Raw genomic sequence first — 15815 nt, forward strand, 5'->3', positions numbered from 1 at the left:
TTCGGCGGATGACCCTAGGGACTGCACTCTATAGGATCGATCAAAACCTATCTGTGAAGATAGAACAAAAATCGATTCCAGCAGCTGGAAACTTTCATAATGATTATATTATAGAAAGTAGGATGTTTTTTATGTGTGGAATTGTCGGAATGATTGGATTAGAAAACGTAACACCAGGATTGATCAATGGTTTAGAAAAATTAGAATATCGGGGATACGATTCGGCTGGAATCTTTGTTGCGAATGACGAAAATGATTTTTTGGTCAAAGCACAAGGTAGAATTCAGAACCTAAAGGATAAGCTAACAAACGAAACAGCGGGAACAATCGGAATCGGTCACACTCGTTGGGCAACTCATGGCGAACCTTCTCAAAAAAATGCGCACCCTCACACTTCTCAAAGCGGACGTTTTGTTCTTGTCCATAACGGTGTAATTGAAAACTTTGCTGAACTAAAAAATGATTATTTAGAAACGGATCAATTTTCAGGGGAAACGGATACTGAGATCATTGCTCATCTTATTGAATTTTTTGCAAATGAAGGACTGGATACAAAATCTGCCTTTGTCAAAACACTTCAATTAATCAAAGGTTCTTATGCTTTCGCATTAATTGATCGTACTCTGCCAGATCAAATTTTTGTCGCTAAAAACAAAAGCCCTCTCTTAATTGGTCTGGGAGACGGATTCAATGTTATCGCCAGCGATGCAATGGCTATGCTGGCTTATACGAAAGAATTTGTTGAAATTGAAGATGGTGAATTAGTGATCGTCACCAAAAATGAGATTTCAATCGAAACGATCTCAGGTCAACCAGTTGAACGAACTTCTTTTGAAGCACAAATTGATGCAGCTGATATTGAAAAGGGCACTTATCCTTACTACATGTTGAAAGAAATCGATGAACAACCGATCGTTATGCGAAAGATTGCCCAAACTTACGTGAGCCATGAGAATGAAGTACTGATGGACAAACAACTTTTAGAAACAGCTAAAAACAGTGACCGTATCTACATTGTTGCTTGTGGAACGAGTTACCATGCTGGCTTAGTTGGAAAACCTATTTTAGAACAATTAACCCGTATTCCTGTGGAAGTCCATCTTGCAAGTGAATTTGGTTATAATTTGCCTCTACTTTCAGAGAAACCATTTTTTATTTTCTTAAGCCAAAGTGGGGAAACAGCAGACAGTCGACAAGTACTCGTGAAAATGAATGAATTGAATTACCCATCATTGACGATCACTAATGTACCCGGCTCTACTTTATCAAGAGAAGCTTCTTACACTCTTTTATTACATGCTGGACCTGAAATCGCCGTGGCTTCAACAAAAGCTTATACTGCTCAAATCGCCGTTTTAGCTGCACTTGCTAAAGGAATTGGTCATGAAAAAAATCTTTCTTCAGCTAGAGAATTCGATCTAACGCACGAGCTTAGTATCGTAGCGAATGGCATGGAAGAACTAATTTCTCAAAAGGACTACTTACAGGAGTTAGCATCTGACTATCTAATGGATGCAAGAAACGCTTTTTATATTGGACGTGGAACAGATTATGCTGTCTCTTTAGAGGCTGCATTGAAGTTAAAAGAAATCAGTTATATCCAAGCAGAAGGTTTCGCAGCTGGGGAATTAAAACATGGTACGATCGCGCTGATTGAAACGAACACACCGGTTATCGGGATGATCAGCGAAGAGATAACAGGTGCACACACGAGAGGAAATCTAAAAGAAGTGGAAAGTCGTGGAGCAAAAACTTTGGTTATGGCTACAAAAGGCTTAGATCGACCAGATGACCAATTAGTATTGCCTGTTGTTCATCCTTTACTCACTTCATTAATCACAGTGATTCCTACACAATTGATTGCCTACTATGCGACCTTGCTAAGAGGTCTTGATGTTGATAAACCGAGAAATTTGGCAAAATCAGTGACCGTTGAATAGGAAAAAGGTTAAAAAAATATAGCATGTATCACCATGAAAAAAGCCAAAAAACAATGAAATTTAGTTTTCATTGCCTTTTTGGCTTTTTTTGTGTAGTCATCAATCAGTTCGAAAATGACTTTTTATTGTTTTAACCTATTTTGCATCGAGTCCCCCATCTAAAGGAGCTAAGCATTAGTTCCGGGCTGTTTTGCTTGATGGCTCTTTTTTTGTCTCCTGTAAGATAACAGGATTGTTACACTCACTATGGTTAGCCCCAGTAGTTGTAGCAATGGACTAACTTTATTACCCGTAGCTGGTAACTGTTTACTCACCTTTTTAGCAGTATTCTTATTCACTTTTGCTTCCTCTTTTCCTTTATTAATCGCTCCATTATTTTTTGTTTCGGTTTCTTTTGCCACAGGTGGTTTTTCCGTTGATTCTTTTACTATCTCTTCCTCTAAAGGAGGAATAGTCTCATTTTTTTTGCTTGTCTGCACAATGATTTTATTACTTTCTTCCGAGAGATTCCCTTCTTTGTTTTTCGATTTAACTACATAAGAATATTTCGTATTTTCCTGTAAATCTTTATCAGTATATAGTGAGGTTTCCCCCGCTACTTCTCCTACCAATACATTGTTTCGATAAACTTGATAGCTCATGATTTCCTTCGATTCATTAGGTGCGTCCCACATTAAAGCCATTTCATGTTCTGTGACATGGGCTGATCTCAGTTTAGTAGGAGGCAACGGGCGACTCACCTCAATTGTCATTTTCGTTCTTGCTTTCACTGCATTACTCGCTTCTGATAGATTACCAGCTTGATCAACCGCTCTGATTTTATAGGTATAAGTGGTAGCCTCCATCAATCCTGTGTCTATGTAAGTTAAGTCCGTACCAGAAAGTGTTTGGACTAACTGATCGTCTCGATAGACGTGATAACCAGTGACACCCACATCATCGATTGCTGCTTCCCACGACAAGCTGACACTGTTAGTTGTTACATCATCGATTCGTAAATTCAAAGGGGGCGTAGGAGGAGTCAGATCTTCTGCTGATTTTGTCCTAGCCGTTACCGCATTACTTGCTTCTGATAGATTCCCTGATGGATCAACAGCTTTGACTATATAGGTATAGGTGGTATCTTCCATCAACCCTGTATCTATGTAGGTTAAGTCCGTACCAGTTAGCGTTTGAACCAACTGATCATCTCGATAAACGTTATAACTAGCTACATCAACATTATCGATTGCTTCTTGCCATGACAAGCTGACACTGTTAGTTGTTACATCATCGATTCGCAAGTTCAAAGGAGCTGCAGGAGGAAGAATTTCTTCTGTTGGTTTTGTCTTAGCTGTTACTGTATTACTCATTTCTGATATGTTTCCTGCCTGATCAACTGCTCTCACTTGATATGTATACATCGTATCTTCCATTAATCCTATATCCGTGTATGCTACTTCCTCCGCACCAATCACTCCTTGAATTAACTGATTGTCTCGATAAATGATATAACCGATTACGTCAATGCTATCTGTCGCTGATTCCCACGATAAGCTGACACTATCAGTTGTTACACTAGTGACTTTTAAATTCAAAGGCACTGCAGGTGGGCTGCTACTCGCCAGTTTTGTCCTAGCCGTCACTGCATTACTCGCTACTGATACATTCCCCGCTTGATCAACTGCTCTCACTTCATACGTAAAGGTAGTATCTTCCGTTAATCCATTGTCGGTATAGGCGAGGTCTGCATCGGTGACTGTTTGAATCAGTTGGTTGTCTCGATAAACCAAATAACCCATTACGCCTACGTTGTCTGTTGCAGCTTCCCAAGACAAGCTAACACTATCACTTGAAACGTCGTTGACTTTCAGATTTTTAGGATTGGTAGGAGCTTCCAAATCTAATGCAGTGGCTTGAACGTTATCAAAATATGCTGTCCCGTTTCCACTAGACGCAAAACGGATAATATATGTATTTTCACCTTCCGGAGTCGTAAAGCTAAATTCATGTTGTTTCCAAGCATCATTATAATGTCTCTCATCCTTCAACGAAATAAACCCTTCCCCATGATTAAGCGTGCCAAATTCCACAATTGCTGGAAACGAAGGGTCTCCGATCACATAATAAGTGAATTGATAGGTCGTTTTCGGTTTTAACTGAACATATTGCAGGATATTCTCTCCATTTGATGCCATTACATAATGATTGCCACTTTCATCTGTCACAAGTGCAGGATTGTTACTTCCAGGATTGGAAACGATCCAGTGATTCAACCCATCATTAAATTCACCATTTTTTATAATCACCTCTTCTGCTAGTTGATAAGAGGGTGCATAAGATGGATCAACCGCTACTACAATGACCGGTTTTACAAATAGAAAAACAATCATCATCAATCGAATCAGTTTTTTGAAAATTTTCATATTTACCTCCTCTAAATTAGTTGTTTCGCAAGTTAGTTTAATCTATTCAGAGATAAAAAAAGCCCTTTTTTTTCGTACAATTAGAAATTAAAGTTCTATCATAACAACTTTTAACGGAGAATATTCTAAACCCAACGCTAATTTTATACAAAAAAGTAGTTATCTTGGAACAAGCATTTGACAGCAACCCAAATTTGTTTTCCTACAGACAAAAAAACTGTTATTCACAAAAACAAGAAAACATTTTTGTAAATAACAGTCGATTACTATTAAAATGAGAAAAATTTTAGTTCTTATTCTTCAAGTCCGATCTCTTCTCGAACAACTGCAGCAATCTTATCCACGTAATATGCTACTTTTTCATCCGTTGGCGCTTCAGCCATGACACGTAATAATGGTTCAGTTCCAGAAGGACGAACTAAAATTCTTCCTTCACCAGCCATCTCGGCCTCAGTTTCTTCAATCACTTTTTTGATCGCTGGAACTTCCATTGCACCATTTTTGTTGCTTACTCGGATATTTACTAATTTTTGTGGGTAGATCGTCACTTCGCTCGCTAACTCGGATAATTTCTTCCCAGTTTGCTTCATGATATTCAGTAATTGGATTCCTGATAACATTCCATCACCTGTAGTATTAAAGTCAAGGAAGACCATATGACCAGATTGTTCTCCACCAAAATTATAATCATTTTTTCGCATTTCTTCTACAACATAGCGGTCACCAACCTGAGTAACTACGTCCTTCAAGCCAATTTCTTCCACCGCTTTATGGAATCCTAAATTACTCATGACCGTTGTAACGATCGTATCTTTTTTCAAACGATTTTTCTTTGAAAGGTATTTCGCACAAATGAACATGATTTTATCACCATCAACGATGTTCCCAAGTTCATCCACTGCAATAATTCGATCCCCATCACCATCAAATGCTAAACCGGCATCGGCGCCTTTTTCAACAACCATTTCAGCTAACTTTTCAGGGTGTGTTGAACCAACACCATCGTTAATATTTAAGCCATTAGGGCTGGTACCCATCGTATAAAAATCTGTTTCTAAGTCTGCGAATAAACGGTTGACAGAAGTTGCTGTCGCCCCATTTGCCGCATCGACACAAACGGTTAGGCCTGATAGATCCCCATTGATCGTTTGCACTAAGAATTGAGAATATTTTAATAAGCCTTCTGGAAATTCTTCTACTGTTCCTAATCCCTCTGCTGAAGGACGTGGCAATTCGTCCACTTCGGCATCAAGCAATGCTTCAATTTCTAATTCTTGTTCATCCACTAATTTAAACCCATCAGCACCAAAAAATTTGATTCCATTATCTTGTGCAGGATTATGTGAAGCAGAAATCATCACGCCGGCATTGGCTTTTTGCAATCTTGTTAAATAAGCAACTCCTGGTGTGGAAATGACGCCAAGTTGAAATACTTCAATACCAACTGATAACAAACCAGAAATTAAGGCTTCTTCTAGCATTTGCCCAGAGATTCTGGTATCACGCCCAACTAAAACCCGTGGACGTTTCCCTTCTGTTTCATGTTGGCTTAATACATATCCGCCACATCTACCTAACTTAAACGCTAATTCTGGTGTCAATTCTTTATTGGCTTCGCCACGGACACCATCCGTTCCAAAATATTTACCCATAATTGTAAATTTGCTCCTTTAACTTAATTTTCCGAAGAATACGTTTGACTCTCTTGTGTACTTTGCATAGTGGATTCACTCGAATCTGTACTTTCAGAAGTTTGCTTGCTTTCTGTCTGGACACTAGAAAGTGACGTGCTCGATGTAGTCGACTTTGTCGTTGACGTTGTTGAGTCATTCCTTTTAGTCGAACTTTGATTTTTATCGACTGAAGAATCACTAGTTGTCGATTCCAGCACTGGTGTTATCTCAACTTTAACCGATTTAGGCGAGACGCTCATTCCTTGTTCAATAGGAATCTGAATCGTCCTAGTCGTTCGATGAGTAATTCCTGATATGTCGATAGGCACAGCGATACTATCCCCTATTTGAGCAAGTTGTTCCGTCGTCCCTGTGACTTCAGCCTCTAATTCGGAAAACTTGAAATTATAGTTCTTAATTCCTTCGCCTTTTGTCCCTTGTTGAATACCATATAGGCTAACCGTTTTTTTCGGTTTGATTGCATCTGACGTGACGTTGACTTGCACTGGATCAGAAACAATACTCAACGGCTCACCAGCTGAATTTAACGCTTGTACAGATACATTACTATTCACACCATCGTCCGTTATCATTGACGAGTTGACTTTTGCAACCACTTGATGAATTTCCGCTAAAGTCTTATCTCCAGTGGTGATCGTGACCTTCGTCGGATCGACGGTTGTTTCAGTTAAATTATAACCAGAAGGCGTCGTCTCTGTTGGCAGAATAGCCTTAACTTCAAAGTCTTTGGTCACTTTCTTTTCAATTGTAACCGTGATCGTTTCCGGTTGCAACTTAGCGGTGACAGCGCTGCTTAGATTTTTGATTTTCAATGGCACTTCGTGGGTTCCTTCACCTAGATGTGCTAAGTCTGCGGTGACCCTAAAGGTACGGGTGTCTTCATTTGCCTCAGCCATCAACTGGATACGATTCGCACTAGCCAATTTGACAGTAGTAGTGTTTTCGTAACCATGGATATAATACTTATCGGTATCATATAAAAGTTGGATCGAAACATCAGAAGCTGTCTGCGAATAGGACTCGTTTCCAGATAATGTGTTTTGCATCGTTTGACCATTCGCATTGAAATAAAGAATGATACTAAACAATAACGCAACAAACCCATACAGAATACTCGTACGCTTTTCTTTTGAGATCATTTCCGATCCCCTCCCTTAGTCATTGCGTCCAAGAAAGATTGAAGCCCATTCTTTTTGTTTTTATTTTTTTCTTCTACAATTAGTTGTTTTCGTAAGATCGATAAATACTCTTCTTGCGATAACCCTGGTATCAATTGATTGTCTAAAGTGATACTTACATCTCCTGTTTCTTCCGAGACCACGATAGTTATTGCATCGCTGACCTCACTAATACCGACAGCAGCTCGGTGACGTGTTCCAAATTCTTTTGGAATCAACATACTTTCTGATAAAGGTAAATAGGCACTGGCAACTGCAATTTTTCCATTTTTGACAATAACTGCCCCGTCATGCAGCGGCGTATTGGGGATAAAGATATTAATGAGTAACTCACCAGTAATATCTGCATCCAATGCAATGCCTGTCTCAATATACTCATCCAAACCAGTATGACGCTCGATCGTAATCAGAGCACCAATCTTTCGTTTCGACATATATTGAATAGCTTTATCAAAGGATAGGATCATCTTCTCGTCTTCTTGCTGTTCGCTTTTCGTTTGTTTGAATAACGAACTTCTTCCCAGATGTTCTAACCCACGACGAATCTCTGGTTGGAAGATGACGATTGCTGCAATCACACCATAAGTTATGACTTGATTCATCAGCCATGACAGCGTGTGTAGCCCAATCAACTCAGCCGCAATTCGAATCACGATAAAGATGGCAACGCCTTTGAGCAATTGGATCGCTTTCGTCCCTCTTAGTAGCTGGATCAGTTTGTAAACCAAATACCACACGACTAAAATATCCAGTATGTTTACCAAAAAATTCAGAGAAAATAAGTCACCGGAAAACATTTGTTGCCAATACTCTAAATTAAAAAGTTCCCCGATTTGAAATGACATAAAAAGCCTCTCTTCTCTTTTGAGATTTCCCTTTAAGTATATCATATGTTTGGAAATATGAGACGATTCTGGCTACTTTTTTCAAGAAAATTACATAAATTATTCGATCGATTTTTCCTCCCTTTAAATTGTTTGCTTATCATTCACCGAATGAGATTGTTGGATCACTGAACGAAACATCAAAACATCATTTTCGACGTGCTGCGCGTTCTGCTCTTTTAGCAGCTCTTCTGGCTGCTGCTTCATCATCGATCTTACGTTCTTTTTTTCTCTTTTTCGTTTCGACTTCCTCTTCTTTTACAATTGGATCAGACGGTTCTAGTTTTTCTTTAATTTTATCAAGCTGTCCAGTGAGTGAAGCATAATTGTAAAAACGAGTTTTTGCATCTAGAACCGTTTTTTCAAACAATTTTTCAGCTAATTGAGGGTTGGCACTTTCTAGTGAAGAAAACCGGACTTGCTTACGCATAAAATCGCCCATTGTTGAAAAGTCTGGTTTTTTGTAATCCAAAATCATCGGAACCTTCCCTTTTTCAATTAAACTTGGATTATAACGATAGAGGGACCAATAGCCTGATGAAACAGCTTCTTTGGCTTCTTTAATCGATTCTTTCATGCCCCCCAACAGACCATGGGTGATACAAGGCGTATACGCAATGATTAGTGATGGCCCTGGGTATTTCTCTGCTTCTTCAAACGCCTTGATTGTTTGCATTTGATTGGCACCAGAAGCAATTTGAGCGACATAGACATTCCCATAAGTCATTGCCATCATTCCTAAATCTTTCTTCGACGCATATTTCCCACTTGCGGAGAATTTTGCAATAGCTGACGTTGGCGTTGCTTTAGAGGTTTGCCCCCCAGTATTAGAATAAACTTCATTATCCAATACTAGGATATTCACATCTGCCCCACTAGCCAATACATGATCGATACCACCAAAGCCAATATCATAAGCCCAACCATCTCCGCCAATAATCCATTGACTGTTTTTGACAAAAATATCTTTGTGTTCAAGAATGGATTCCAATTCTGGGACTTGCTGTACTTCCGCTACCATCGCAGCCTGAAGTTTAGCTGCTCGTTGTTGTGTTCCTTCGCTATCGAATAAATGGTTGAGCCAATCCTCCATCAACAGTCGAAGCGCACTCGATACTTTTGGCATGATTTCACGAACAGATTGCGCTAAAGCTTCACGACGGGTTTGAGCAGCTAGTAACATACCATAGCCAAATTCAGCATTATCTTCTAATAAGGAATTAGACCAAGCTGGACCTTGCCCACAAGCATTCGTTGTGAACGGTGATGCTGGCGAAGCTCCTCCCCATATTGAAGAACAGCCGGTTGCATTAGCGATCATCATTCGGTCTCCGAACATTTGGGTCAAAAGTTTCACATATGGCGTTTCACCGCAACCCGAGCAGGCACCTGAAAATTCAAGCAACGGTTGGTTAAATTGGGTAGCCATTACCGTATTTTTTCCTTTCATAGGGTTTTCTTTCTGTCTCAATGTCATTGCAAACGCCCAATTGACCGCTTGTTCTTTTTGTTCCTCGTAAGGTTTCATCACTAACGCTTTTCCTTTGGCTGGACAAGCCTCCACACATAATCCACATCCTGTACAGTCCTCCACGGAAACTTGGATACGATATTTTAACCCGTCAGGTCCTCTCATATCACGAACGATAAATCCTTCAGGCGCTTCAGTCAGCTCTTCTTCATCAGCTAAGAATGGGCGGATGGCTGCGTGCGGACATACAAATGCGCACTCATTGCACATCGTACAACGGTCACTGATCCATTCAGGGACTTCTAGGGCTACACCTCGTTTTTCCAGCGCTGCTGTTCCTAATGGCATCTCGCCAGTTGTCATCTGGTTGGCTACTAAAGTACCTACTGACAGTTGATTTCCTTCTTGAGCATTGATCGGCGTAAAAATCTCTTTTACGTAACGTGATGTTGTCTCTTCTTTTTTGCTAGGTAGTTCTAATGATTGCCAATGTTTGGGGATTTCAACTCTATGGAGAAGTTCAAGGGTATGATCAATCGCTTGGTTATTTTTTTCTACGATTTTCATTGATTTATGACCATAGCTTTTAAGCACTTCTTCTTTCAAGAGCGGAATCACTTCTTCAATAGGAATAATGTTTGCTAATTTGAAAAAAGCCGTTTGCATGGCAGTGTTAATACGACGACCTAATCCAACTTCTTGAGCAATTTTCATCGCATTGATCGTATAAAATTGAATCTCATTTTCTGCCAAATATTTTTTTAGACGAATAGGCAGATGCGTTTCTAACTGCTCATCTGTCCATAAAGTATTCAATAAAAATGTGCCACCTTTTTTCAACCCTTTAACTAAATCATAGCTGTGCAAGTAAGCAGGCGTATGACAAGCGACAAAATCAGCATGTTCAACTAAATAAGTAGAACGAATTGGCGTGTTTCCAAAACGGAGATGGGAAATCGTCAATCCACCTGATTTTTTTGAATCATAGTAAAAATAGCCTTGGGCGTATTTGTCTGTATGATCACCAATGATTTTAATAGCAGATTTATTTGCACCGACAGTCCCGTCAGAACCAAAACCCCAAAACTTAGCTTGATAAGTTTCAGCATCCGTTAAATCCAATGTTGGTCTTGGTGCCAAAGAATGATAGGTAACATCATCCACTATCCCGATTGTAAATCGTTTTTTCATTTGTTCATCTTTTTGCAACTCGTCAAAAACGTTGATGATTTGATCTGGTGTCACATCTTTTGATCCTAATCCATACCGCCCACCAATTATTTTAGGACAGATTGTTGCATCATAAAGTGCACTTTGAACATCTAGCAGTAATGGTTCCCCACCAGCTCCTGGTTCTTTGCTTCGATCTAATACGGCAATTGACTGTGTAGTTTTAGGAAGTTTTTGCAACAATGTTTCAATTGGGAATGGGCGATAAAGATGGATATTCAAGAAACCGACTTTCCGGCCATTTTTATTCAAATAATCGACTGTCTGCTCAATCGTTTGCGCTACCGACCCCATCGAAATGATGACTTCTGTCGCATCGGCAGCACCATGATAAGTGACTAAATCATAGGAAGTTCCACGTAATTCATTGATTGCTTGCATGTATTTTTGTACGATGCGAGGTAATTGTTCGTAATACGAATTGATCGTTTCTCTTTGTTGAAAATGAATATCTGGATTTTGATTCGTTCCACTAACAGTTGGGTGGTTAGGGTTCATCGCTCTTTTTCTAAACGCAGCAAGTTTCTCTTGATTGATTAACGATGCTAACTCGTCATATTCTAGTACTTCAATTTTTTGGATTTCATGGCTCGTACGAAAACCATCAAAAAAATTCAAGAATGGCAGCTCTGCTTCAATCGAAGCCAAATGTGCTACGGGTGCTAAGTCCATAACTTCTTGCACACTACTTTCTGCAAGCATCGCAAATCCAGTCGATCGAGCAGCCATGACATCCCCATGATCCCCAAAGATATTTAACGCATTCGTCGTGACTGCACGACTTGCGACATGAAATACGCTTGGTAGTAATTCACCAGCGATTTTATACATATTGGGTATCATCAACAACAATCCTTGAGAAGCTGTATAAGTCGTTGTCAGCGCTCCTGTTTTGAGCGAACCATGCACAACACCAGCCGCTCCTGCTTCAGATTGCATTTCAACCACTTTAACTGGTTGTCCAAAAAGATTTTTCTTCCCACTAGCAGACCATTGATCCACTAATTCTGCCATCGTTGAGCTGGGCGTAATGGGATAGATTGCAGCTAATTCTGTAAAAGCATAAGAAATATAAGCGGCAGCTGTATTTCCGTCCATTGTTTTCATTTTTCGCATTTGTCATCATCCTTGTTCAAATTCTCTCAAATATCCCACCTATTATAACGCAAAAGCTCCTGAAAACCTACCTATTCTGTAAAAGTACTCACATGAGAAGATACATGCTTTATCAAACAAAAAACTAGTCTTTTTCCTGAAAAATGCTTAAAATGAATCTAAGAGGTGATTATACATGGATATATCTATCATTAAAGCAGATAAAACAAATACCGAAACTGGCATTCATTATGGAAACTTAGATGCTCCTAAGAAAATGGCAGAGTTTATCAATCTAGCTTGCCCTTATTGCCGTCAATGGTTCAACGAATCTTATGAATTACTCGAAGAAGCTGTAAGTAAAGGTCGTTTGCAACGGGTGATCAAACTTTTTGATAAAGAAAAAGAAAGTTTGCAACGTGGGAATGTGATGCATCATCATATTGATACATCAGACGGTCAAGTAGCTTTACGAGAAATCAAAAAAGTATTTGATTCGCAGGATGATTGGAAAAATCTTAGTCTAGCAGAAGTAGCAGATTATGCTCAAAATAAGTTAGGTCTAACTTACCAAGAAGACTCTCCTGCCTCTCAAGCAATTATAGCTGAGGCGAATGCTGCCAATATCCGTTTTGTTCCAACTGTTATTTTGGAAGAGCATATTTTTGATGAATCGATCAAAAAAGAAGAGCTAATTGACTACATTAACGAGTAATAATCCTGACTATCACATGTACTTGTAATCATTATTGATCAGGATTGACACTATCGTTCCGACCCTAACAAGACCCAAAGAACCTCAAAATAGCCTAGCCTATTTTTAAGGTCCTTGGGTCATTTTTGATTGAGCGACTATCCAGATCTTAATTTAGAAAAAGATAAAAAAACGGATTGATACACCATCTATCTATCCTAAGACCTTTCGTTGACAAAGCTTCGTAAACTAGCTTGGACACGTGGGTTATTTAGATGCTGTTGCCATTTCTGTTCGATGACATTTTGTACTTTTTCAACGGCACGAGTTGTAGTCGATGAAAAACTTTTTGGCTGTGACAATATGGGTGAGTCTACCCGTGCTTTTTTCAGACTTAGGTCCAGGGCGCCAGGATCCGATTCTGAATTTCTTCTCTTCCTCTCTCCTTCTGATTTCATTTCTTGACTCTTTTCATATTTTCCTTTCACTTGGTCTGAGCTATTTGATCTAAGCTCGATTTGATGAAAACGTTTGGTCAATTCATCCATAGATATTGGTTGTAGTGGTTGGTGACTCGTGCTTTGGTACAACGGATTGTTTTTAACTAGAGATAACACTTCATCTTTATGGATAAACCGCAGTTTTCCATCGGAATTAGGAACGGAATAAAAAGAAAATTCTGTCGCAATCTCGTTAACTGTCCTCCCTTTCTTTTCTTCATTTCGGATGTAATCACATATTATTTCTTGGACCTCTTCTGGTGATAAATTATATTGATATGAAATTACTCCTATATTTTGTTTCTCCTTATACTCACTAACAATGATTTCACGCAATGGATCTATTCTATTCGATTTAGTGTAGATTTGATGAAACTGGTTTGTTGATTCAGCCATAGATATTGGTTTTAGTGGTTGGATCGTGCCTTCTTGTATCAGATTTTTCTTAACTTCAGAGATTGCTTTCTCAATGATAGGTGGTTCTGGGGTGTTTAATTCTGGTTGAGATTCGTTCTGAATTTTATTCACTATCTCTTGAACGGCTTCTTCGTTTATCTTTAGCGTACATGCAATTTCATTAATGGATACTCCTTTTGCAACTCCCCCCTCTACATATATCTTATAAATTTGAGCCAACGTGCTGCCATTTTTCTCCTCAATTCTTTGAATTTGATGGTTCATTGCTATATAATCTCTAATATATTGATATGGAAGTACTTTTATGTCAGTTTGAGTTAAACAAAGCTGGTTACCTATTTCTTCTTTAGACATTCCCTTAATTGAATGTTGTATAATAAATTCAGCCATTCGATGTCTCACCATTTCCGAAGTCCAGTCCAATTCGGTTGCAATATCACCAATTTTTATCCCTTTTCTTAGTTTCTTGACAAGCTCTTCGAAGCTTAGTTGTTCAAGTACCCTTTCTGGTTGTGTTTTTAATAATAAGGTATTTGTGTTTTTACTTTCTCCCTCTAACTTATTATTTTTTTCAACTTTTTTGAAAGTCTCAAGTATCCTCGGATATCCATCTAAACTCACAGGTAATATAATATTTAATTCTTCCCGTGTATATCCTTGATGAATCTTTTTTATTGCATAATCCTCTATTATCGTTTTAGTTTTTTCTACCGAAATATTCAAGCTTTCAGAGATATTCTTTATGTTTTTCTTTATTTTTAGCTTGTGAACGACCAATTTTTCCATCACATAATCTTCTGAACAACCAATATTCTCAGCAATGAGAGGGATATCACTATGCCTTTTAAAACTATTTTGGATAAATGCATGTTTTTTGTCCATTATACTAATTGAACTTTTATGTAGTCTTTCAGCTATCTGAAGTACCGAAAAACCTTGGTATATGCTACGTGCGATTTCTAAATTAAGTATCCTAGAAGCAGTTGGTCTACTAATCTTTAGTTGCTCGATAAGTTCTTCATGACTTATTTTATTTTCAAGTCCTTGAATGAACTCTACTCGTATTTTCTTCATTTCCTCCTTATTGTGACGTTTTAGAAACACTAATTTTTTTGAACTATCTTTATTGGGGCGCATCTTATGAATGGATTTTTTCATTTCAAGTGCGCCTTCGATATACATTAATTGAATCTGATCGAACGTAGAACTGTTTAACCAAGCAATATGTTGCATTGTATTAGCCTTTAACTCTACTGTAAGATAGTTGTATACATTTTTTTTCATTTGAGCTGTTGTTAACCAAAGATAGGTAGAAATGTGTTGTTTAGGGGTCCCCTTACTCGATTCACTGATAATAAATTGCGCTATTATCATTCGAATTGTTTTATGACTTCTATTCAACTCTTGTGCAATTTCCTCAATATTTTTACCTTTCTTTCTTTGGATAGCAATATAATTAATTAGATATTTATTTAATTCACTTGATGTTATTTCTTCTAACTTGTCTTTTCTATTTTCTTTGTAAAAATTAATTATTTCATTTTGTCTCCTACTTTCTACTCCTTTTTCTCCTGATTCGTTTTCCTTTTTAACTTCAAGGTAGATATTATGGACTCTTGGATTCTCAGCCAAATTAATATGCAACATTTTATGCAATTCTTCCAGTGTGTATCCTTCCTCACAGATTTTTCGTATTGCATAATTTTCTATTATCTTTTTAGTTTCTCCTAATGAAATAGAAACACTCTTAGTAATATCCTCGATATTTTCCATTTTTTTCAGCTTTTGAATAATTATTTTTTCAAGAACATACGCCTTCGTGCCACCTATCTGCTGAGAAATGGAGTCAATCCTAGAGGAAGGTGGAATCTCAGAAATGGATTTATTACTTGAGGAATCCGAAAAACGTCTTAGAATATAGTTGTGTTTGTTTCTGTGAATTTCCTCAATGGGCTTGTGAAATCGTTCAGCTATTTCAAGTTCCGTAAATCCTTGACTTAGTTTACATGCGATTTCAAGCAATTTGATTTCAGCCACTATTTTACGGGATATCTTCAAGCTATCTGCAATTTCTTCATCTGTTTTTCCTTGTTCATAACCTTGAACAACCTTGGCTCTCAGTATTTTATTCAGATATTTCATGATACTATTCTCCTTTGTTTTTAGTAGCAATAACCGTTATCAATGGGACTTGCTACTTACTTTTTAACATATTAAAGGACACTGATTAGAACTTTTTTTGGAAATATAATAAAAAAAGATTCTGAGACAAATACTTGTCCCAAAATCTTCATTAATTAAAAAATT

8 protein-coding genes are annotated in these 15815 nt (G+C 38.1%); 2 read left to right on the plus strand and 6 right to left on the minus strand.

Annotated features, from left to right (window positions below; translation table 11 throughout):
- The first annotated feature begins 131 nt into the window (after window positions 1-131).
- A complete protein-coding gene (glmS, locus tag AB3H90_RS02000) occupies window positions 132-1940 on the plus strand; it encodes a glutamine--fructose-6-phosphate transaminase (isomerizing) (RefSeq protein ID WP_094940984.1) in 1809 nt (602 codons plus the stop codon).
- 167 nt (window positions 1941-2107) lie between these two features.
- On the opposite strand, the gene AB3H90_RS02005 is transcribed toward glmS, so the two are convergent.
- The 5 genes from AB3H90_RS02005 to nifJ all read right to left on the minus strand — a co-directional run bounded on the left by AB3H90_RS02005 (window position 2108) and on the right by nifJ (window position 11918).
- Window positions 2108-4345 (minus strand): fibronectin type III domain-containing protein, encoded by a 2238-nt coding sequence (locus tag AB3H90_RS02005; RefSeq protein ID WP_368016072.1) that lies wholly within the window; start codon window positions 4343-4345, stop codon window positions 2108-2110.
- A gap of 293 nt (window positions 4346-4638) precedes the next feature.
- The gene (gene glmM / locus AB3H90_RS02010; RefSeq protein WP_010718960.1) at window positions 4639-5997 is read right to left on the minus strand and encodes a phosphoglucosamine mutase; all 1359 of its coding nucleotides are present in this window, start codon (window positions 5995-5997) and stop codon (window positions 4639-4641) included.
- Between the two features lie 23 nt (window positions 5998-6020).
- Window positions 6021-7178: a YbbR-like domain-containing protein gene (locus tag AB3H90_RS02015; RefSeq protein ID WP_094940112.1), complete on the minus strand. Its 1158-nt coding sequence runs from the start codon at window positions 7176-7178 to the stop codon at window positions 6021-6023.
- Window positions 7175-8062, minus strand: a complete 888-nt coding sequence (gene cdaA / locus AB3H90_RS02020) for a diadenylate cyclase CdaA (RefSeq protein ID WP_010737735.1) — start codon at window positions 8060-8062, stop codon at window positions 7175-7177. Before cdaA ends, AB3H90_RS02015 begins: the two co-directional genes overlap by 4 nt.
- A gap of 187 nt (window positions 8063-8249) precedes the next feature.
- Window positions 8250-11918, minus strand: coding sequence for a pyruvate:ferredoxin (flavodoxin) oxidoreductase (gene nifJ, locus AB3H90_RS02025; protein ID WP_368016073.1), 3669 nt, complete (start codon window positions 11916-11918; stop codon window positions 8250-8252).
- A 175-nt stretch (window positions 11919-12093) separates the two neighbouring features.
- Between nifJ and AB3H90_RS02030 the strand changes: the two genes are divergently transcribed.
- A complete protein-coding gene (locus AB3H90_RS02030; protein WP_368016074.1) occupies window positions 12094-12612 on the plus strand; it encodes a thioredoxin domain-containing protein in 519 nt (172 codons plus the stop codon).
- A gap of 197 nt (window positions 12613-12809) precedes the next feature.
- Here AB3H90_RS02030 and AB3H90_RS02035 read toward each other — a convergent pair whose 3' ends face one another.
- Window positions 12810-15650: a hypothetical protein gene (locus AB3H90_RS02035; RefSeq protein ID WP_368016075.1), complete on the minus strand. Its 2841-nt coding sequence runs from the start codon at window positions 15648-15650 to the stop codon at window positions 12810-12812.
- Window positions 15651-15815: the final 165 nt, after the last annotated feature.

The sequence above is a fragment of the Enterococcus sp. C63 genome, from assembly GCF_040887215.1.
Classification (GTDB): domain Bacteria; phylum Bacillota; class Bacilli; order Lactobacillales; family Enterococcaceae; genus Enterococcus_B; species Enterococcus_B hirae.

What these genes read in the sequence shown, in the direction of transcription:
- AB3H90_RS02005 (WP_368016072.1), bottom strand. Translation starts at nt 4,345, where the DNA reads ATGAAAATTTTCAAAAAACTGATTCGATTGATGATGATTGTTTTTCTA.
- nifJ (WP_368016073.1), bottom strand. Translation starts at nt 11,918, where the DNA reads ATGCGAAAAATGAAAACAATGGACGGAAATACAGCTGCCGCTTATATT.
- cdaA (WP_010737735.1), bottom strand. Translation starts at nt 8,062, where the DNA reads ATGTCATTTCAAATCGGGGAACTTTTTAATTTAGAGTATTGGCAACAA.
- AB3H90_RS02035 (WP_368016075.1), bottom strand. Translation starts at nt 15,650, where the DNA reads ATGAAATATCTGAATAAAATACTGAGAGCCAAGGTTGTTCAAGGTTAT.
- glmM (WP_010718960.1), bottom strand. Translation starts at nt 5,997, where the DNA reads ATGGGTAAATATTTTGGAACGGATGGTGTCCGTGGCGAAGCCAATAAA.
- AB3H90_RS02030 (WP_368016074.1), top strand. Translation starts at nt 12,094, where the DNA reads ATGGATATATCTATCATTAAAGCAGATAAAACAAATACCGAAACTGGC.
- AB3H90_RS02015 (WP_094940112.1), bottom strand. Translation starts at nt 7,178, where the DNA reads ATGATCTCAAAAGAAAAGCGTACGAGTATTCTGTATGGGTTTGTTGCG.
- glmS (WP_094940984.1), top strand. Translation starts at nt 132, where the DNA reads ATGTGTGGAATTGTCGGAATGATTGGATTAGAAAACGTAACACCAGGA.